A 19,136-nucleotide genomic window follows, 5' to 3' on the forward strand; every position below is an offset into this window, starting at 1 on the left:
CGGGGACGCGTCGTGGCCCGGCGCTACGGCGTGCTGGGCGCGCTGCTCCTGCTGGCCGCGGGCGCCGCCCTGCTCGCCGGGCGGGCGATGTCCCCGGGCGTGGTCTGGGAGGTACTGACCGGCGGCGGTGAGCCGCTGGACCGCCACGTGCTGTTCGAACTGCGCCTGCCCCGCCTGCTGGTGTCCCTCGGCGCGGGCGCCTGTCTCGGCGCGGCCGGTCTCGTCCTGCAGTCGGCGCTGCGCAATCCGCTCGCCGGTCCGGAGGTCACGGGGGTCACACCGGGCGCGGTGCTCGGCGCGGTCGCCGCGACGGGACTCGGACTCGCGGGCTGGCAGTCGCCGTTCGCCGTGGTCGTCGCCTCGTGCCTGGGGGGCTGCGCCGGGGCGGGGCTGCTGTGGCTGCTGACCGGGCGCGGCCGGGGCGATCCGGCGCAGATCGCGGTGCACGGGGTGCTGGTCTCGGCGGTGCTCGGCGGACTCACCGCCATGGTGCTGCTGGTCGCGCCGGGCGAACTCGGCAGCGTCGTGCAGTGGCTCGTCGGCAGCACCGAGGGCCGGGTGTGGCAGCACTGGCATCTGCTGTGGCCGTGGGCGCTGCCGTGGCTCGTCGTCGCCTGGCTGCTGTCCGGGCCGCTGACCCTGCTGCGCTGCGGGGACGAACTCGCCGCGGCGGCCGGGCTGTCCGCTGCCCGCGCCCGCACCCTCGCCCTGTTGTGCGCGGTCGCCCTGACGGCCGGCGCGGTCGCCTCGGTGGGCGCGCTGGGCTTCGTGGGACTGCTGGTGCCGCATGTCGCGGTGGCCGTCTTCGGCGCCGATCTGCGCATCGCGCTGCCCGGTGCCGCGCTGCTCGGCGCGCTCGTGGTGAGCGGGGCGGACGCGGCGGCGCAGGCGATCTCCCGGCTGCTGGCCGCGGTCGAGGACGCCGGCCGGTTCTCGCTGCCCGTCGGCGCGCTGACCACCTGTGCCGGAGCGGTGCTGCTGCTGATCGTCGTGCGCCGCACGCCGGGCGGGAGCTTCTGACCGCGACCGCCGCCGGCCCGGCCGGCGACTCCGCCGGCGAGGCGGTGCCGCACGGCCCGGCCGGCCGAACACCCTACGGACGTGAAGGACATGGCATGAGCGAACCCGTCGGCATCCGTGTCGAAGGGGTCCACTTCGGATACCCCGGCCGGCCCGTGCTGCGCGGCGTCGACCTGACCGTCGAACCGGGCGAACTGACCGCCCTCGTCGGCCTGAACGGCTGCGGCAAGTCGACCCTGCTGCGGCTCACGGCCGGGCTGCTGCGGCCCGGCGAGGGGCGGGTGCTGCTCGGCGGAGACGACCTCGCCCGGCTCTCCCGGCGCGCCGCCGCCCGCCGGGTAGCGCTGCTGCACCAGTCCGCGCCGGCCGTACCGGGCATGACGGTGCGTCAGCTCGTACGGCAGGGGCGGTACGCGGCGCGCGGCCCGCTCGGGATGCTGCGCGAGGGCGACGACACCGTGGTGCGCCGGGCGCTGGAGGACGTCGGCGTGGCCGACTGGGCGGACCGGCCCGTGGAGGCGCTCTCCGGCGGGGAGCGGCAGCGGGTGCGACTGGCCATGGCACTCGCCCAGGACACCCGCGTCCTGCTGCTCGACGAGCCGACCACCTACCTCGACCTGCACCACCAGCTCGACGTGCTGCAGACCGTGGTGCGGCTGCGCGAGGAACGCCGCCTCACCGTCGTGATGGTGCTGCACGACCTCGCCCACGCCGCCCGCTTCGCCGAGCGGATCGTGGCACTGCGCGACGGGCGCGTGGTGGCCGACGGCGCGCCCGAGGAGGTCGTCACCCCGGCCTTCCTCGCGGACGTGCTGCGGGTCGCCGGGCGGGTCGGCCGGGATCCCGAGGGGGACTGGCCCGTGTGTTACCCAGATCACCCCCTCTCCAACTAGTAAAACGATAATCGTATTCATTAGTGTTCTGGTCGTGGCGCTCAACGGAACGTCACAACCCCTTTGTGAAGGAGGAACGTTCGTGGAGAACGAGCAGGTCTTCGCGCCGATCGCCGACCCGGGTCAGCTGGCCCACGACTCGGCGTCCCACTCCAACGCTCTCGTCGAGAACCCCTTCGACGACACCGAGGAGTAAGCGAGGGCTCCCCCCTCACCCGCGGGCCCGTCCGTCCGTTCCAAGGGCGGGCCCGCTCCCCACTTCCCGACATCCGGCCCCGTAGGAGAACCGACGTGTCCCGCAGCCAGCTCGCACCCGGTGTCGAGGTCGTCGCCGTCGACGGCCGGGAGCTGGCCGTCCGCACGGCCGACGGCGAGTTCCTCCGCGTCCGCACCGGCGACGCCGACGTCGACGCGCTCCGCGCCCGGCTGGCCGGGGCGGACACCGCCCGCGCGGACGGCGAACTCGACCGGCTCGTCGCGGCGTTCGGCGCGGCCGGTTATCTGACCGATGCCGACGCGGACGCCGAAGCTGAAGCCGGCACGGACGCCGAAGCTGAAGCCGGCACGGACGTCGAAGCCGGCGCCGGGACCGGCGGCCCCCCCGCCGCGGCCGCCGCCTGGCCCGCCGCGCGGCGCGACATCCTCGTGCTGGGCGACCCGGTGCTCACCGGACCGCTCACCCGGCTGCTGCGGGAAGCCGGCGCCGAACCCCGCCCCGGCACACCCGGCGAGGCAGTCGCGCCGGAGGCTGCCGCCGCCGTCGTCTGGTGCCTCGACGGGCCCGTGCCCGACGGCCTGTGGGACGACGCCGACCGGCTGCCCCAGCACGGTGTCGCCTGGCTGCGCTGCCACCGGGAGGGCTGGCAGGCGTACCTGGAACCGGTCGCCGCCGCCCCCGGAGACGTCACCTCCGCCCACCTGCGCGCCCGCCGCCTCGCCGCCACCCCCGCCCACCGCGAACTGGCCGCCTATTGGAGCGGACCCCGCACCACCGGCGCCCCCGTACGCCTCACCACCCCCGCCGCGGCGCTGCTCGCCGCACTCCTCGCCGACGACCTCACCCGCTGGGCCACCGACGCCCCCGACACCGGCGCCCTGCCCGCCCGGCGCCGCCTGCGCCGGGTCGACCTGCGCACCCTGACCGTCACCGAACACCCGGTGCTGCCCGTCCCCGACGTCGCGCGGATACCGGTGACCGCCAGGTGACGACGTACACCGCGGCGGTGCACGGCCTGGCCACCGACATCCGCCTCCCCGACGGCCCCGGCCCGTTCCCGGCCGTCCTCGTCCGCACCCCCTACGACCGCCGCGCCCACCACGCCGAACTGCGCGGCTGGGCGCGCCGCGGCTTCGCCGCCGTGGCGCAGGACGTGCGCGGACGGCACGGCTCGGCGGGGGAGTGGCGGCCCTACGCGCACGAGGCCGCCGACGGGGCGGACACCGCGCGCTGGATCCGCAGGCAGCCCTGGAGCGACGGGCGCATCGTCGCGTACGGCGCCTCCTACGCCGCGCACTGCGCCGTCACCCTCGCCCTGGACGCGCCCGAGGACGCCCGCCCGGACGCCGTCATCGCCGCCGTCCCCGCCCTCGGCGCCGCCGACACCGCCCGCGAACCGAGCGGCGTGGAGCGGCTGCTGACCCGCGCGGGATGGTGGGCGGCCCACGGCGACCGTCCCGACTCCGACGAGGGCGCGCTGGACAAGGCCCTCGCCGACGACCCGGACGCGCTCACCCACCTGCCCCTGCTGGACCTGCCGTCACGGCTCGGCCGTGAGCTGCCCTCCTGGCCCGGACTGTGGCACCACCGCGACCGGGGACGGCTGATCGCCCGGGCCCCCCGCGCGCGGATGCCGCTGCTCGCCGTGGGTGGCCACCACGACCACTTCGCCGAGGACACCGTCGAGTTGTGGCGCCACTGGGGCGGCCCCTGCCCGCGGCTGCTCATGGGACCGTGGGGACACGGCCTGGTCGCCGCACCCGGCCCCGGCGCCCACCCCGCCCACCGGGTGCGCCTCGGCGACCTCTACGCCCGCTGGGCCCGCTCCGCGCTCGCCGGACACCTCACCGGCGGACGCGGCGGAGCCGTGGCACTCGGCGGCAGCCCCCTGTGGACGGCGGCGGACGACGAGGGCGAGCCGTACGCGCCCCGCCTGCGCCCCCTGTGCGGCACCGCCTTCACCGCCCACCCCGAACACCCGGTGGCCTCCGGCGAGTTGAGCGTGCCCGTGGACGGGGAGCCCGACCGCTGCGTGCTCGTCACCGCGCCCCTGCCGCGCCCGCTGGACCTGCTCGGGCCCGCCCGGGTGCGGCTGCGCGCCCGCGCCGCCACCCCGTCCGCCGACTGGTTCGCACGGCTCGTCGCCCTCGCCCCGGCAGAACCCGCCAGAACACCCGCCGCGGACCATGCCCCACGGCGTGCCGCAGGACCTGGCTCGGACCATGCCCCACCGCTCGCCGGAGAGCACGCCTCAACGCTCGCCCCGGCACGTGCCGCAGGACAGCATGCGGAGCGGCTGGCCGTAGGCGTCGCGCGGCGGCACGGCCAACCCCCGGGCCAGGAAGCCGAGTTCTCCATCCCGCTGGGCCGGATCGCCCGGCGGCTGCCCGCCGGGACCCGGCTCCGCCTGGAGATCGCCGGGCACCACTTCCCGGCCCACGCCCGCAACCCGCACACCGGCGAGGACCCGATCACGGCCACCCGGCTCACCCCCTCCGCACGGGAGGTGGACCCGGACCGCCTCGAACTCCGGCTGAGCGTGCTCCGTACCCGACCGACCCCGACCGACCCCGCGGAGGAGATCCTGCGATGACGACGCTGCCGCTGGAAGCCCTGGTAGACCCGGTCTGCGGCATCGTCCGCAAGGTGAAGCCCGTCGAACACCCGCCGGGCACACCGCCCCGCTACACCGCGATGACCGCCGAGGTCGCCGACGCCCGCAAGCTCGGCCTGTGGCCCGCCGACCGGGTCTCGCTCGGCACCTCCTTCGGCGACCCCGAGACCGCCCGGATCGCCGCGATAGCCGAGGGAGTCGAACGCTACTGCGGCAACCGCCTCCCGCCACCCGGCCACCGCGACGCGCCCCTGCACTCCACCGCCGCCGAACTCACCCGCAAGGGCCTGCGCCTGTACGGCCCCGGCGACCTGCCCGCGTACGCCGACTGGCAGTACACCCGGCCCAAGTTCCCCTACCGACCCCTCACCGACGACACCCCCGCCCTGTGGACCCGCGGCACCGAACGGCTGCCCGGCGGGGAGAGCACCGAGGTGTGGGCACCCGTGTCGCTCACCCACCTCAACTGGCGCCAGGGCGACCTGCGTTCGCTGCCGCGCACCCACCACCTCAACTACGCCGGCATCGCCACCGGCCAGGGCTTCGACGACGCCGTGGAACGCGGCCTGCTGGAGATCGCCGAACGCGACGCGCTGGAACTGTGGTGGCACCTCGACGGACCCGCCCGCGGCATCGACCCGGACACCGTGCCCGGCCTCGCCGACGACCTCGCCGGATCCGGGCTGCGCGTCTGGATCACCGAGATGCCCTCCGAGTTCGCCCCCTGCATGGCCGCCCTCGTCCACGACCCGCGCCTCGGCCTGTACGCCGCCGGCTTCGCCTGCAAGTACGACCCGGCCGAGGCCGCCCGCAAGGCCGTCCTCGAAGCCGTGCACACCTGGGTCTTCACCCAGGGCCTCACCGGACCCGACGGCTGGGTCTTCGAGGCCGTCGACGCCGGACTCCTCGCCAAGGGCCTCTACCTCGACCACCGCGAGGACCGCCGCTACCTCGACTCCTGCGGCCCCCACTTCGAGCACGTCCGGGACCTCGGCGCACACGTCCAGGTGTGGCTCGACCCGCGGATGGCCACCGAGGCCCGCCGGTTCACCGACCCCGCCCTCGGGGTCGTGCCCGTCGACGCCGTCGAGCCCGGCAGCCCGGACCGGATGCGGCGCGCGCTGGAGCGTGGCGGCCACCGGGTCATGACCTTCGACCTGACCACGGAGGACATCGCCGAGACCGGACTGCGCGTCGCCCGCGTCCTGGTCTCCGGACTGCTCCCCAACGCCCCCGCCGCCTTCGGCTACTTCGGCTGCCCCCGCCTCGCCGACGCCGCCCTGGCCCGCGGCTGGCGCACCACGCCGCCGCGCGCCCCGGAGGACTTCACCCTCGCCCCTCCGCCGCACATGTGAGCCGCGCCGTGGATCTGGTCACCGCCCTCGCCCGGGCCCGCAGCGCCGAGCGGCCCGGCCCCGACACCCCCGCCGGGCCCGCCGTCCCCGACTGGCCGGGCCCCGCTCACGCGCTGCCCCCGGCCACGCCCGGCCGGCTCGACCTGGACCGGCTGCTGCGCCTGTCGCTGGCCGCCGCCGACCCCACCGGGCGGCTGCGGCCCACCCCGTCCGCGGGCGCGCTGCACCCCGTCGACGCCCTGCTCGTCGTCGGCGACGGCTGCTCCCTGCCGCCCGGACGCTACGGCTACGACCCGCTGCGCCACCGCGTCCACCACCTGGGCCCGGCCCCGCACGGCACCCCGCCCGGGACGACCGTCGAACTGACCGTCACCCCCCGGCGCACGGAAAGCCACTACGGCCACCGCGCCTGGCCCCTGCTGCTGCTCGACACCGGGCACGCCACCGCCGCGCTGCGGCTCGCCGCCCAGGCCCTCGGGACACCCCGGCCGGACCTCCGCCTCGACGGCACCACCGAGTCGCCACTGGCCGCCGTACACCTCCCGCCGCCCGGCGCGGAGCCGGAGTCGTACGCTCCCGAGCACCCCGGCCAGGAGGCGGACGAGCCCCCCTCCCCAGCGGACGTCCCCACCCCCACCGACCTGCTGACCCGCCGCAGCGCCCCGCCACCCCTCACCGGCACCCCCGCGCGTGACGACCTGCGGCACGTGCTGGCCGCCGCACAGGCCGCCGGGGCCGGGCGGCTGCGGTGGTGCGCGGCCGTCGGCGCGCCCGAACCGGAACTCGTCGAGACCGCGCCCGACGGCACCCTGCGGCGGCTCGCCGCCGGGGAGGCCCGGCCGACCCTCGCCGTCTGGGCGGCCGGACAGCGCTGGCTCGCCGACGCGGGCGCCGTCCTGCTCGCCTACGGCTGCCCGTCCGACGCCGACGCCGTACGCATCCGCGGCGACCACCTGCACGCCGGACACGCGGTCGGCCGCGCCCAGTTCGCCGCCGGGCGGCGCGCACTGGCCGCCCGCCCCGTCGGCTCCTGGCAGCGGGCCGACCTGGGCGCCGCGCTGGGCGGCGCACCCCACCAGAACTGGATCGTCCACGGCCTGGCCCTCGGGTCCGGCCGACCCGAGAAGAGGACCTCGTGATCGTCCATCCGGAGCTGCGCCACGCCGCACGGCACGCGCGGCGCACGCTGCTCGCGGCCACCCTCCTCCAGGGAGCCGTCACCCTGAGCTGGCTCGCCCAGGCCGTCCTGCTCGCCCAGGCCCTCGCCGCCATCGCGCGCGGCACGACCGGCTCCCTGCCCGCGCTCCTCACGGCGGTCCTCGCCGTCGTCGCCGTGCGCGCCGTCCTCGGCTGCGCCCAGCGACGCACCGCCGCCCGCGCCGGCGCGCGCGTCCGGGTCCGGCTGCGCGACGAACTCCTCGCCCACCTCGGCCGGCTGGGCCCCGCGCACCTCACCACCGCCCGCGCCGGAGCCGTCCGCACCACCCTGGTCGACGGCGTCGAAGGCGTCGACGCCTACGTCTCCCGCTACCTGCCCCAGCTGATCGTCACCCTCGCCGCGCCGCCCCTGCTGCTCGTCGCCGTGGCTTTCATCGAGCCGCGCGCCCTCCTCGGACTCGTCCCCGCCCTCCTCCTCGCCCTCGCCGGCCCCCGCGCCTGGGACCGGCTGCTCGCCCGGCGCGGCAAGGAGCACTGGGACACCTACGAGGGACTGGGCGCCGACTACCTCGAAGCCCTCCAGGGCATGCCCGCGCTGCGCGCCGCCGGTGCCGTCGGCCGCACCCGGCGCCGGCTGGAGGAGCGGTCGGCCGCACTGCACCGGGCCACCGTCGCCAAACTGCGCGTCTCGCTCGTCGACACGGGCATCACCGACCTCGCCATCCAGGGCGGCACCGCGGCCGCCGCGCTGCTCGCCTGCTGGACCTCGGCGACCGGCGCCACCACCCCGGCCGGCACCTACCTGGTGCTGTTGCTGGCCGGCGAGTGCTTCCGGCCCGTCCGCGACCTCGCCCGCGAATGGCACGCCGGATACCTCGGCGTGTCCGCCGCCGACGGACTCGCCGCCCTGCGCACCGCCGCACCCGCCGTCGAGGACACCGGCCGGGAACCGGCCGCCTGGCCCACCGCCCCCCGGCTGACCTTCGACGGCGTGGAGTTCACCTATCCCGGCGCCGCCCGCCCCACCCTCCGCTCGGTCACCTTCACCGCCGAAGCCGGCCGCACCACCGCGATCGTCGGCCCCTCCGGCGCGGGCAAGTCCACCCTGCTCGCCCTGCTGCTGCGCCACCACGACCCGCAGCGCGGCCGGATCACCGCCGACGGCCGCGACACGACCGCGTACACCCTCGACTCGCTGCGCCGCGGCATCGCCGTCGTCTCCCAGGAGACGTACCTCTTCCCCGCCACCATCGCCGACAACCTGCGGCTGGCCGCGCCCGACGCCACCGACGACGACCTGGTCCGCGCCGCCCGCGCCGCCGGCGTCCACGACGAGATCACCGCCCTGCCCGACGGCTACGCCACCGTCCTCGGCGAACGCGGCGCCACCCTCTCCGGCGGCCAGCGGCAACGCCTCGCGCTGGCCCGCGCACTGCTCGCCGACGCGCCCGTCCTCGTCCTCGACGAGGCCACCAGCGCCGTCGACGAACGCCGCGAGGCGGACATCGTCCGCGATCTGACCGCCGCGGCGCGCGGCCGGACCGTCCTCGTCGTCGCGCACCGGCTGGCCGCCGTCCGGCACGCCGACCGCATCGTCGTCCTCGCCGACGGCCGCGTGGACGCCGTCGGCGACCACCACACCCTCGTCGCCGCCGGGGGACTGTACGCCGAGCTCGCCGCGGCGGGCCGTACGCACGAGAAGGGCCTCGCCGCATGAGCACCGCCGACACCGCGCTGGCGCACCCCGCACCGCCCGCCCGGGGCGCCCTGCGCGCGCTGCTGCCCGCACTCGCCGGGCACCGCGCCATGATCACCCGCACCTGTGCCGCCGCCCTCGTCGAACAGGGCTCCCTGGTCACCCTGGTGACCTTCGCGGCCTACACGGTCGGCAGCGCCGTCAGCACCGGCCGCGCCCCCACGGCCGGTACCGTCGCCGTCCTGGCCGCCCTCGTCGTGCTGCGCGCCCTGATGACCTGGCGGGAGATGGACCTCTCGCACGACCTGGCCTACCGCGTCCTCGCCGAGCTGCGGGTACGGGTCTTCGACGGGCTCGCCCGCAGCGCCCCCGCCCGGGTGGCGGGCCGCCGCAGCGGCGACCTCGCCGCCACCGCCATGGCCGACGTGGAGGCACTGGAGTTCTTCTACGCCCACACCACGGCCCAACTCCTCGCCTCGGGGGCGGTGTTCACCGGCGGCGCGATGGTCCTCGCCGCCGTGGAACCGTGGCTGCTGGCCGCCCTGGTCCCGGTCGCCGCGCTGCTCGCCGCGGCACCCTTCGCCGAGGCCCGCGGCCGCACCGACCGCGGCGCCCGCACCCGCCAGGCCGCCGCCGACCTGTCGGCCGACACCGTGGAAACCGTCGACGGCCTGCGCGAACTGCTGTCCTTCGGCCGCCTCACCGAGCGCCGCGCCCGCCTCGCCGAGCGCGGCGAGCGCCTGGGGAACGCCCAACGCGCCGAGGTGACCTGGGACTCCGTGGCCGCCGCCGTACGCGACCTGCTCATCGTCCTCGCCGTCCTCGGCGTCGTGGCCGCCGCCGCCCGGGCCGTGACCGCGGGGCGGCTGGACGGCGCGTGGGCGCCGGCCGCGATGGCGCTGGCCCTCTCCGTGCTGGGCCCGGTCGCCGAGTCGGCCAGGTCACTGAGCCAGGCCATGGGCCTGCGCGCCGCCGCGGCCCGCGTGGACGCCGCGACAAAGGCCCCCGCGCTCGCCCCCGAGCCCGCCACGGCCCGCCCCCTGCCCTCCGGCCCGCTCGGCGTCCGGCTGCACGGCGTCAGCTTCGCCTACGACGACCGTCCGGTGCTGCGCGACCTCGACCTCACCGTCCCGGCCGGGCAGACCCTCGCTCTCGTCGGCGCCTCCGGCGCCGGCAAGTCCACCTGCGCCCACCTGCTGGCCCGCTTCTGGGACCCGGCCGGCGGCGCCGTCCAGCTCGTCCCGGAGTCCGGCGACCCCGTCGACCTGCGCGACCTCGGCGACGCCGACCTGCGCCGCGCCGTCGCCGTCGTCGGCCAGGGCACCCCCCTCTTCCACGGCACCCTCGCCGAGAACCTGCGCCTGGCCGCGCCCGACGCCGACGACGACCGGCTCGCCGAGGTGGCGGCGCTGTGCGGCGTCGACCGCATCGCCCCCCTCGACACCCCCGTCGGCGAGCGCGGCGCCACCCTCTCCGGCGGCCAGCGCGCCCGCATCGCCCTGGCCCGCGCCCTGCTCCGCGATCCGCGGGTCCTCGTCCTCGACGAGACCACCGCCCACCTCGACAACAGCGGTGACGCCGAACTCGCCGCCGCCCTGGCCCGCACCCGCGCCGACCGCACCACCCTCGTCATCGCCCACCGCCCCGCCACCATCCGCCGGGCCGACCGCATCGCCGTACTCGAGGACGGACGCATCGTGGAGACGGGCACCTGGCGGGAACTCACCGCCCGCCCCGACGGCGCCCTCACCCGCGTCCTGGCCGTGACCCCGCGCTGACGCGGAGAGGGCCCGGGGCGGCCACAAGAACATCCCCTGCCCGGACGTCCCGTCGAGCGCTGCCCCGGACGTCCCGTCGAGCGCTGCCCCGGACGTCCCGTCGAACGCGGCCACCGCCGGCACCCGGCCCCGCGCCTGTCCTGATCGCGGCGGTCGGGCCGGCGCAGCTTCTACGATCTGCGCATGGCAACACGACTCGTACAGATCAACATGAAAGCCCAGGACGACACCGCGCTCGGCCGGTTCTGGGCTCAGGCACTCGGGTGGGGTGTCGACAGCGAGGGACCCGGCGTCACCAACCTCGAACCCGTGGGCTTCTCCTACCCGGACCCCACGGCCGTCTGCGTCGACATCATCACGCGTCCGGAACCCAAGACGGTCAAGAACCGCGTGCACCTTGATCTGGCCACCACCTCGACCGGCCATCAAGCGGAACTGCTCGAGCGTTTGAAGGACCTCGGAGCGACCCTCGCCGACATCGGCCAGGGCGACGTGCCCTGGAAGGTCATGGCCGACCCCGAGGGCAACGAGTTCTGCGTCCTGGACCCCCGGCCGGTCTACCAGGACACCGGGCCGATCGCCGCCGTCGTGGTCGACTGCACCGACCCGCGGTTGATGGCCCGGTTCTGGGGCGAGGCGATGGACTGGACGCTGCACGAGGTCACCGACGACCACGCCACCCTGCGCTCCGCCGCCGGCGTCGGCCCCTACCTGGAGTTCGTCCGCACCCCCGACCCCAAGCGCGTGTGGAACCGCGTCCACCTCGACGTCAGCCCCTACCCCGGCGACGACATGGCCGCGGAGGCGGCCCGACTGCGCGCGCTGGGCGCGACCGACCCCGGCATCGATCAGTCCGCGATCCACTGGACCGTTCTCGCCGACCCGGAAGGCAACGAGTTCTGCCTCCTCACCCCCCGCTGACCGCTTCCGCCCCCGTATCCGGCCCTTGTGAGGGCCAGTCCGCGCCGGCCGTCACCTCGCGCGCGATGCGACGCCACCGGTCCGCACCGCCGGGCAGGGGCCACGCCCAGGTCGGCTGTGGGGCGGTGTCCAGGCCGTGCAGGAGGCGGACGAGCCGTGGGCCGGCGGTGGCGGCGCCGTCCGGGACGGCGGGGCCGTGGACGGCGCGGAGTTCGGCGAAGCGCGCCAGCTCGCCCTCGTAGAACCGCACGGCCTCGTCGACGCGGGCAACCAGGTCGTCACGCGGCACCGTGCGGTGCAGCTGCAGCAGCGGAGGCTCGACGGATTCGGCGATCGCCGCGGCGAGCCGCGCGTGACCGTCGAGGACCAGATGGCAGTCCAGGCCGCTGACCCACCACAACAGGACGGGCGGGAGCGTTCCCTCACGCGCTTGCTTGCGGTACGCCTTGACGCGGCTGTCGCCGGCACCGGGCATCGGCCGCAGCGGAAGGATCTCCCACGAACCGGAGTGGAGATACCAGTCGATGTATCCGTCCGGATGGCCGTCGACGAGCATCGAGCCCCAGTACTCGGTGTGCGGAACACGGGGGTGGCGCCAGCGCCGCAGCGGACTCTCGCACCAGAGCAGCCACCGGCCGTCGTGCAACGGGCTGTCCGGCGAGTCGACGAGGTACTGCGCGAACCGGTGAGCCCACCGCTGCGGACGGCCCGCCAGAGCGCGCCCCACGTCGGCGCGCAAGGGCGGGACACAGGAGCGGTACTCGTCGGTGCGCCAGAAGTCCACCCCGTCGAGCTGCTCGTCGACGAGCGCGAGAAGCACCGGCCGGGACAGCCGGGAGATCAGCAGGCGCGGCCCGGCACTGAACACACCCAGCCCCGGCCGCGGCCGACCCCGCACGTCCAGCGACAGCCCCACCCACGTGCCGTCGTCCCGCCTGACATCGCCGCGCCGCATCCCGAGAGCGTAGACGACCACCACGACGAACTCCGACGGCATCCACCCCCGGTCCTCCGGCACGACCCGCGGACCCTCGATCGCCTGGGGCAGGCTGCGGGACACGAGGCCGGAATGTCATGACCATGGGCGCGGGTGGAGTGGACGAGCCACCGTACGCGGGGAGCGGTGGTTGGGGCGCTCGGGGAGTGGGACGCTGAAGGTGGGGATCGAAGAGGGGATCCGTGCCAAGGAGACCCGGGAGACCCGGGAGGCCCGTATGGGACGCGACGTCCCGGAGCTGACGTTCACCCGTGAGGACCGTCGCCGGTTCCGGACCAAGATGCACACGTGCCTCGACGTGTTCGCGCGGATGCTGCGCGAGTCGCGGTTCGACTTCGAGCGCCCCCAGGTCGGCCTGGAGATCGAGCTGAACCTCGTGGACGACGCCGCCGAGCCCGCCCTGCGCAGCACGGACGTCCTGGAGCAGATCGCCGACCCGGCCTGGTCGAGTGAGCTGGGCCGGTTCAACCTGGAGATCAACATCGCGCCCCGGCGACTGATCGCCGGCGGCCCCGACTCCTGGGAGAAGGAGATCCGGGACGCGCTCAACCACGCCGAGGACAAGGCGGCGGTCGGCGCGCACCTCGTCATGATCGGCATCCTGCCGACGCTGGAACAGAAGGACGTGGGCCTCGCTGCCCTCTCCGAGAACCCGCGCTACCACCTGCTCAACGAGCAGATCTTCTCCGCCCGCGGCGAGGACCTGCTGATCTCGGTGGACGGTGTCGAACGCCTGCGCACGTACGCCGACACGATCACGCCGGAAGCCGCGTGCACCAGCACCCAGTTCCACCTCCAGGTCTCCCCGGACGAGTTCGCCGCGTACTGGAACGCCGCGCAGGCCATCGCGGGAGTCCAGGTCGCCCTGGCGGCCAACTCCCCGTTCCTGTTCGGCAGGGAACTGTGGCGCGAGACCCGTGTCCCCCTGTTCGAGCAGGCCACCGACACCCGCCCGGACGAGATCAAGGTGCAGGGAGTGCGGCCCCGCGTCTGGTTCGGCGAGCGGTGGATCACCACCGTCTTCGACCTGTTCGAGGAGAACGTACGGTACTTCCCCGCGCTGCTGCCGCTGTGCGACGACGAGGACCCGCAGGAGACACTCGACCGCGGCGGCATCCCCCAACTCGGTGAACTGACCCTGCACAACGGCACGGTCTACCGCTGGAACCGCCCCGTCTACGCCGTCGTCGACGGAGTACCGCACCTGCGCGTCGAGAACCGGGTGCTGCCCGCCGGCCCCACCGTGGCCGACATCCTGTCCAACGGCGCCTTCTACTACGGCCTGACCCGCACCCTCGTCGACGAGGACCGTCCGGTGTGGTCACGCATGTCCTTCTCGGTCGCGGAGGCCAATCTCCACGCCGCGGCCCGGCACGGGATCGACGCCCAGCTGTACTGGCCCGGCATGGGGGAGGTCCCGGTGACGGAGCTGGTGCTGCGCCGCCTGCTGCCCCTCGCGCACCGCGGGCTCGAACAGTTCGGGATGGACACCGCCTGGCGGGAACCGCTGCTCGGCATCATCGAGCAGCGGTGCGTCAACGGCCGCAACGGAGCGCTGTGGCAGTCGGAGATGTTCCACCACATCCAGGACATCGACCACACCGGCCGGCACGAGGCACTGCGGCGGATGACCGGGCAGTACATCGACTACATGCACCTCAACGCCCCCGCCCACACCTGGCCGGTCGACTGACGATCCGCCGTGCGGCCGCCCCTGCCTGTCTGCCGGCCGCGGATGCCGTGACCGGCCGGTCACGGGTCGCTTCGGTCACTTCCGCCAGAAGAGGTGGTGCGTCACGCCGCTCGGGCTGGGCACCACGTCGAGGTGGAACCGGTCGAGCAGTTCATCGGGGGAGTCCCAGAGCCGAAGACCGGAGCCGAGTTCCACCGGTGAGACCGCCACATGCATGGTGTCGACGAGGCCGGCGTCGAGGAACTGCCGGATGGTGGTGACGCCACCGCCGAGCCGGACGTCCTTGCCCTGAGCCGCCTCCCGCGCCTGCTCGAGAACCGACGCCGGATCGCCGGCGACGAAGTGGAACGTGGTGTCGGAGAGCGTGAACGAGGGACGCTCGTGGTGGGTCATGACGAACACGGGGGTGTGGAAGGGCGGTTCGTCACCCCACCAGCCGCGCCACTCGTGATCTTCCCAGGGCCCACGCTGGGGCCCGAACTTGTTGCGGCCCATGATCTCGGCTCCGATGTTGCGCGCGTAGTCCCGGGTCAGGTAGTCGTCGAGTCCTCTGCTGCCCCCGGGGTCGGTGCGCATGGGCCAGCTGGCCGTGGCACCGGCCCACGCGAACAGTCTCGCGGGATCGACGTCGTGACCGAAGGGATTCTCGAAGGTCTGGTCCTCGCCGGCGCCGATGCCGTCACGCGAGACGTTGAAGTTCTGGACTCTCAGTAGCTGGGCCACCCGCTTGCCTCCTGCGTCGTCGATGGGGCTGGATCCGTGTGATGCGGCCCCATGGGGTGCTCATGGTCAGGGTCGGCGATGAAGCCGTCGAGGGAACATGTCCCCGGATGGGGGAGCCCCGCTCATGCCTGCGTCTCGGCGGTGAAGAAGTCGGTCAGGACGGGAGCGAGGAGCTGGGGGTCGATGTCGTGCTGCTGTCCCGGGAAGACGCGCAGGGAGAAGTTGCCTGCCGACGCGGCGAGTTCCCGGGCGCCGGTGAGCATGTGCGGTGCGCCGGCGTCCCCGCTGCCGACGAGGACGGGGATCGTCACGGACCGCCAGCGGTCGACGGGCAGGGGACGGCCGGACATGGTGTCGCCCATGACCCGGCCGTCGTAGGGCAGGGTGCGGGCCGTGGCCTCCATGGCGGCCCAGAACGGGGCCTGCCGCATACCGCTGACCGCCTCGGGCGGCATGCCCACCGCGGCCGTCATGAAGTAGGCCACGGCATCGCCGTACGCGCCCCGCGCTATGAGTTCGTCGAGGTGAGCGACGTAGTCGGCCGGCAGCGGCGGACGCCCGGCATCGGTGATGAAGGGCGGTTCGTACAGGGCGAGTCGGGTCACGGCGCTGCCCCGGGCGGTGGCCTCCAGTGCCAGTACGGCGCCGGAGGACATACCGAAGACCATGGCCTCGCCGCCCGCGTGCTTGATCAGCGCGTCGAGGTCCTCGACCTCGCGCTGGACGTCGTAGGCCGGAGCGTCCCCGCTGTCACCCCGCCCACGACGGTCGTAGGTGATCACCGTGAAGCGATCGGCGAGCAGGCCTGCCAGCCCGGCGAAGGCGCCACGGGTCATGAACGCACCGCCGACGAGCACCACGGCCGGGCCCGCGCCCTGCTGTGCGTAGGCGATGACCGTGCCGTCGGCCGAAAACACCTTTTCCATGGGATACCGCTCACCTTTCTCGCAGCGCACACCGGGACCTGCACCCGTGCCTGATGGGACACGATACGTGCCGTGTCGTCTTGCCCGCACACACTGCCCGCAGGAGCGTGTCCGTGTCAACACGCCACGTGTCGTGTCGTCGTGTTAGTCTTGCGCGCTGTGACCAAGCCCCCGAACCCACAGCGGCGCAGCCGGAAGAGCCATGACGCGATCCTCGCGGCGGCGCTCGAACTGTGCGGCGAAGAGGGGTACGGCCGGGTGACGATCGAAGGCATCGCGGCCCGCGCAGGCGTCAGCAAGAAGACGATCTACCGGTGGTGGCCGTCCAAAGGCGCCGTCGTCCTCGAAGCTCTCCACGAGGCGGCCGACACCACGGCCTCCCACCCCGACACCGGTGACCTCGCCACCGACATGCGCACCCAGCTGGCCGCCGTCATCGACTACCTCTCCCCACCGTCGCACGCCCCGCTCGCAGGCCTGATCGCCGACGCTCTCGGTGACCCGGAACTCGCCGAACGCGTGCGTGAGCGTCTGATCCGGCCGCGTATCGAGGAATTCGAGCAGCGTATGCGGCGTGCTCAAGAACAGGGCCAGCTCCACCCGGACGCCGACCTGGACGTCGCCCTCGATCTGTTCTACGGCCCGCTGTACCACCGCCTGGTCTTCCATCTGGGCCCGCCGGAGCCCGAGTATCTCGGCACCTTGATCGACCACGTCATCCGCGCGCTCACCCCGGGCGGGAGTGGCGCGACCTGAGCGGACGGAAGCAGCCGTCCGCCTCCGTGCTCGGCGGCGGCCACCGCCGCGTCGGCGGCCAGACCCATGGCGTCGAAGGCCAACGAGTGCGCCCGGCCGGCCCGGGGTGCTTTCCCGGTCGGACCGTCAGACGCGCAGCTCCACCGACAGGTGCGCCGACAGCGCGCCGAGGAAGTCGGGTGCGTCGAAGATCTCGCCGGCGGACGCGACTCCGGTCGTCTTGGTGCGGCCCGTGAGGACCCGGTCGACTGCCTCGACGGCGAGCGGCGCGGTGACGGCGTAGATGTCCCGCCCCCGGGCCACGGCGCGCCGTTCCCGGCCGCCGGAGCGCACGACGACGTCGACCACGAACGTCTGCGCGGACCGCCCGCGCTCGTCGGCCTCCGCCGGCGCCGGGGTGTCCGGGGCGGAGACGTCCCTGGCCGCCTCCACCGTCATATGGGTGCGCACGTCGGGGATGGACAGATGGCTCGGCACGGTGACGACGTCCGCCATGGTGAACTCCCCGACGACGTCCCGGCGGCCCATCGGGTCCGGGAAGGACCACGGCACCGTCGGCAGGTCGTCCCGGTGGTACTCCAGCCGCCCGTTCCGGTAGCGGACGCGCCGGTCGCCGCGCCGCTGCCGGGAGACCGCGCCCGCGGCCCGCGTCCCGGCGGTGGGATGCCAGCCGCTCAGCCCGTAGGCGATGTGCGCCTCGTCGGCCGCCGTCCAGTCGCCCATGGCCGCGGTGGTCAGCAGGTCGCCGAGACCGCCGTAGAACGCCATCGCCGGGACGATCACCGCTCCCGCGGCGCGGGCGCGGTCCGCGAAGTGGGTGAACGTGTCGGCGTTTGCCTCGATCTCGGCCGCGACGTCCACGTACGGGATGCTCGCGCGCAGGGCCGCCTCGATCACCGGGGCGGCCGTCGTGGCGAAGGGCCCGGCACAGTTGATCACGGCCGCCGAGCCGGCCAGCGCGCGGTCGAGCGACTCCGGGTCGTCGACCGACGCGGGACGGACCTCCAGCCCCGGGTGCGACGCGGCCAGCGCCCGCAGCTTGCCGGCGTCACGGCCGGAGAGCACCGGGACGAACCCTCGCTCCCGCAGCTCGGCAACGACGAACCGCCCCGTGTGGCCGTACGCCCCGAACACCGCCACCGTCTGCCCCGGCCCCATGTGCCCCTGCGCCATGTGTTCCGGCTCCATGATGTCTCCCCGTTCCGTCGTCCCCGTGCGATCACTCCCGGACATCCTTTCCGCCGCCGGTGATCTCCGCGAGTGTCCGGAACGACGTGACCCATACAATTCCGGACATGGACACTGTCGCCCTCGCGGTCACCGACGGGATGCTGCACTTCGAACTGTCGCTGGCGCACGAGGTGTTCGCCTCGGCTCCCGAGGGCATCACCGGACCCTGGTACGACGTCGCCGTCTGCGGCCCGGACCCGGTGCGCGTCGAGCGGTTCCAGCTGGTGCCGGACCACGGACTCGACCGTCTCCCGCTCGCCGGCACGGTGATCGTCCCCGGCTGGGCCGACGTCGACCGGGAACCGCCCGCCGACCTGGTCGACGCGGTGCGCGCCGCCCACGACGCGGGCGCGCGGGTGGCCTCCCTGTGCACCGGCGCGTTCGTGCTGGCGGCCGCCGGCCTGCTGGACGGAAGGACCGCGACCACCCACTGGGCCCACACCCGCGCCCTCGCCGAGCGCTACCCCCGGGTGCGCGTCGACCCGGACGTGCTCTACGTCGACAACGGCAGCGTCCTCACCTCCGCCGGCAAGGCGGCCGCCATGGACCTGTGCCTGCACCTCGTCCGCCTCGACCGCGGCTCGGCCACCGCCAACGCCGTCGCGCGCCGCCTGGTCGTCCCACCGCACCGCGACGGCGGCCAGGCCCAGTTCGTCACCGCCCCCGTGCCCGCCCCCGGCCGCCACCCGCTCGCCGCCCTGCTCCCCTGGGCGATCGAACGGCTCGACCAGCCGCTGACCGTCGAGGACCTGGCCCGTCAGGCGGGGATGAGCACACGCCACCTCGGCCGCCACTTCCGCACGGTCACCGGCACCACCCCGCTGCAGTGGCTGCTGACCCAACGCATCCGGTACGCCCAGGAGTTGCTGGAGACCACCGACGACAGCGTCGAGACCATCGCGGCCGCCACCGGGATGGGCACCGCCACGACCCTGCGCCGGCACTTCGGCCGCACGGTCGGCGTGCCCCCGGACACCTACCGCCGCACCTTCCGCGCCCGCACTCGCCAGGAATCCGCCGGGCCGGACGGTACGGCCCCCACCGGGTGACGCGGACCCACTGACCGCCGCACCCGCCGGGACCCGCGTCGGTGTCCGCACCCCGACACGCGGGCGCCCCGGCCGCACCCGCGACCGGGGCGCTCGCACCCGCCCGCGTC

17 protein-coding genes are annotated in these 19,136 nt (G+C 74.9%); 13 read left to right on the plus strand and 4 right to left on the minus strand.

The features are described from left to right. Nucleotides 1-12: 12 nt before the first annotated feature. From G7Z13_RS32950 to G7Z13_RS32990, 10 genes are all read left to right on the plus strand, one after another. A complete protein-coding gene (locus G7Z13_RS32950) occupies nucleotides 13-1,020 on the plus strand; it encodes an iron ABC transporter permease (RefSeq protein WP_277347441.1) in 1,008 nt (335 codons plus the stop codon). Between the two features lie 95 nt (nucleotides 1,021-1,115). Further along, complete coding sequence (locus tag G7Z13_RS32955) at nucleotides 1,116-1,913, plus strand: ABC transporter ATP-binding protein (protein ID WP_166004373.1); 798 nt, start codon at nucleotides 1,116-1,118, stop codon at nucleotides 1,911-1,913. An 82-nt stretch (nucleotides 1,914-1,995) separates the two neighbouring features. Beyond that, nucleotides 1,996-2,109, plus strand: a complete 114-nt coding sequence (amiA, locus tag G7Z13_RS33965; protein ID WP_004004115.1) for a streptamidine family RiPP — start codon at nucleotides 1,996-1,998, stop codon at nucleotides 2,107-2,109. A 95-nt stretch (nucleotides 2,110-2,204) separates the two neighbouring features. After that, on the plus strand, nucleotides 2,205-3,119 hold the full coding sequence (locus G7Z13_RS32960; protein WP_166004375.1) for a hypothetical protein: 915 nt from the start codon (nucleotides 2,205-2,207) through the stop codon (nucleotides 3,117-3,119). Then, nucleotides 3,116-4,723, plus strand: coding sequence for a CocE/NonD family hydrolase (locus tag G7Z13_RS32965; RefSeq protein WP_166004378.1), 1,608 nt, complete (start codon nucleotides 3,116-3,118; stop codon nucleotides 4,721-4,723). The genes G7Z13_RS32960 and G7Z13_RS32965 overlap by 4 nt, the downstream gene beginning before the upstream one ends. Further along, nucleotides 4,720-6,099: a YcaO-like family protein gene (locus G7Z13_RS32970; RefSeq protein ID WP_166004379.1), complete on the plus strand. Its 1,380-nt coding sequence runs from the start codon at nucleotides 4,720-4,722 to the stop codon at nucleotides 6,097-6,099. Before G7Z13_RS32965 ends, G7Z13_RS32970 begins: the two co-directional genes overlap by 4 nt. A gap of 8 nt (nucleotides 6,100-6,107) precedes the next feature. Continuing rightward, nucleotides 6,108-7,238 (plus strand): SagB/ThcOx family dehydrogenase, encoded by a 1,131-nt coding sequence (locus tag G7Z13_RS32975; RefSeq protein WP_166004382.1) that lies wholly within the window; start codon nucleotides 6,108-6,110, stop codon nucleotides 7,236-7,238. Beyond that, nucleotides 7,235-8,974 (plus strand): ABC transporter ATP-binding protein, encoded by a 1,740-nt coding sequence (locus tag G7Z13_RS32980; protein ID WP_166004383.1) that lies wholly within the window; start codon nucleotides 7,235-7,237, stop codon nucleotides 8,972-8,974. Before G7Z13_RS32975 ends, G7Z13_RS32980 begins: the two co-directional genes overlap by 4 nt. After that, a complete protein-coding gene (locus G7Z13_RS32985) occupies nucleotides 8,971-10,731 on the plus strand; it encodes an ABC transporter ATP-binding protein (RefSeq protein WP_166004385.1) in 1,761 nt (586 codons plus the stop codon). Before G7Z13_RS32980 ends, G7Z13_RS32985 begins: the two co-directional genes overlap by 4 nt. A 183-nt stretch (nucleotides 10,732-10,914) precedes the next feature. Continuing rightward, nucleotides 10,915-11,652 carry a VOC family protein gene (locus G7Z13_RS32990; RefSeq protein ID WP_166004387.1) on the plus strand — a complete coding sequence of 246 codons (738 nt, stop codon included), beginning with the start codon at nucleotides 10,915-10,917 and terminating at the stop codon, nucleotides 11,650-11,652. Here the strand turns inward: G7Z13_RS32990 and G7Z13_RS32995 are convergent. Beyond that, on the minus strand, nucleotides 11,639-12,712 hold the full coding sequence (locus G7Z13_RS32995) for a hypothetical protein (RefSeq protein WP_240926435.1): 1,074 nt from the start codon (nucleotides 12,710-12,712) through the stop codon (nucleotides 11,639-11,641). The genes G7Z13_RS32990 and G7Z13_RS32995 overlap by 14 nt on opposite strands. A 154-nt stretch (nucleotides 12,713-12,866) precedes the next feature. Here G7Z13_RS32995 and G7Z13_RS33000 point away from each other — a divergent pair, with 154 nt between their 5' ends. Then, nucleotides 12,867-14,342, plus strand: coding sequence for a glutamate-cysteine ligase family protein (locus tag G7Z13_RS33000; RefSeq protein ID WP_166004389.1), 1,476 nt, complete (start codon nucleotides 12,867-12,869; stop codon nucleotides 14,340-14,342). A gap of 75 nt (nucleotides 14,343-14,417) precedes the next feature. Here G7Z13_RS33000 and G7Z13_RS33005 read toward each other — a convergent pair whose 3' ends face one another. Further along, nucleotides 14,418-15,065, minus strand: a complete 648-nt coding sequence (locus tag G7Z13_RS33005) for a dihydrofolate reductase family protein (RefSeq protein WP_166004390.1) — start codon at nucleotides 15,063-15,065, stop codon at nucleotides 14,418-14,420. A gap of 122 nt (nucleotides 15,066-15,187) precedes the next feature. Continuing rightward, complete coding sequence (locus G7Z13_RS33010) at nucleotides 15,188-15,991, minus strand: alpha/beta hydrolase (RefSeq protein ID WP_166004392.1); 804 nt, start codon at nucleotides 15,989-15,991, stop codon at nucleotides 15,188-15,190. 159 nt (nucleotides 15,992-16,150) lie between these two features. Between G7Z13_RS33010 and G7Z13_RS33015 the strand changes: the two genes are divergently transcribed. Further along, nucleotides 16,151-16,747, plus strand: coding sequence for a TetR/AcrR family transcriptional regulator (locus G7Z13_RS33015; protein WP_166004393.1), 597 nt, complete (start codon nucleotides 16,151-16,153; stop codon nucleotides 16,745-16,747). Nucleotides 16,748-16,873: 126 nt separating this feature from the next. Here the strand turns inward: G7Z13_RS33015 and G7Z13_RS33020 are convergent, their stop codons facing one another. After that, on the minus strand, nucleotides 16,874-17,905 hold the full coding sequence (locus tag G7Z13_RS33020; RefSeq protein WP_166005540.1) for a saccharopine dehydrogenase NADP-binding domain-containing protein: 1,032 nt from the start codon (nucleotides 17,903-17,905) through the stop codon (nucleotides 16,874-16,876). Nucleotides 17,906-18,042: 137 nt separating this feature from the next. On the opposite strand from G7Z13_RS33020, the gene G7Z13_RS33025 reads away from it, so the two are divergent. After that, a complete protein-coding gene (locus G7Z13_RS33025; protein WP_166004395.1) occupies nucleotides 18,043-19,026 on the plus strand; it encodes a helix-turn-helix domain-containing protein in 984 nt (327 codons plus the stop codon). Nucleotides 19,027-19,136: the final 110 nt, after the last annotated feature.

The sequence above is a fragment of the Streptomyces sp. JB150 genome, from assembly GCF_011193355.1.
Taxonomy (GTDB): domain Bacteria; phylum Actinomycetota; class Actinomycetes; order Streptomycetales; family Streptomycetaceae; genus Streptomyces.

Bases quoted from the DNA above. Each gene is read 5' to 3' on its own strand.
- G7Z13_RS32955 (WP_166004373.1), top strand. From the start codon at position 1,116: ATGAGCGAACCCGTCGGCATCCGTGTCGAAGGGGTCCACTTCGGATAC.
- G7Z13_RS32970 (WP_166004379.1), top strand. From the start codon at position 4,720: ATGACGACGCTGCCGCTGGAAGCCCTGGTAGACCCGGTCTGCGGCATC.
- G7Z13_RS32985 (WP_166004385.1), top strand. From the start codon at position 8,971: ATGAGCACCGCCGACACCGCGCTGGCGCACCCCGCACCGCCCGCCCGG.
- G7Z13_RS32990 (WP_166004387.1), top strand. From the start codon at position 10,915: ATGGCAACACGACTCGTACAGATCAACATGAAAGCCCAGGACGACACC.
- G7Z13_RS33000 (WP_166004389.1), top strand. From the start codon at position 12,867: ATGGGACGCGACGTCCCGGAGCTGACGTTCACCCGTGAGGACCGTCGC.
- G7Z13_RS33010 (WP_166004392.1), bottom strand. From the start codon at position 15,991: ATGGAAAAGGTGTTTTCGGCCGACGGCACGGTCATCGCCTACGCACAG.
- G7Z13_RS33020 (WP_166005540.1), bottom strand. From the start codon at position 17,905: ATGGGGCCGGGGCAGACGGTGGCGGTGTTCGGGGCGTACGGCCACACG.
- G7Z13_RS33025 (WP_166004395.1), top strand. From the start codon at position 18,043: ATGGACACTGTCGCCCTCGCGGTCACCGACGGGATGCTGCACTTCGAA.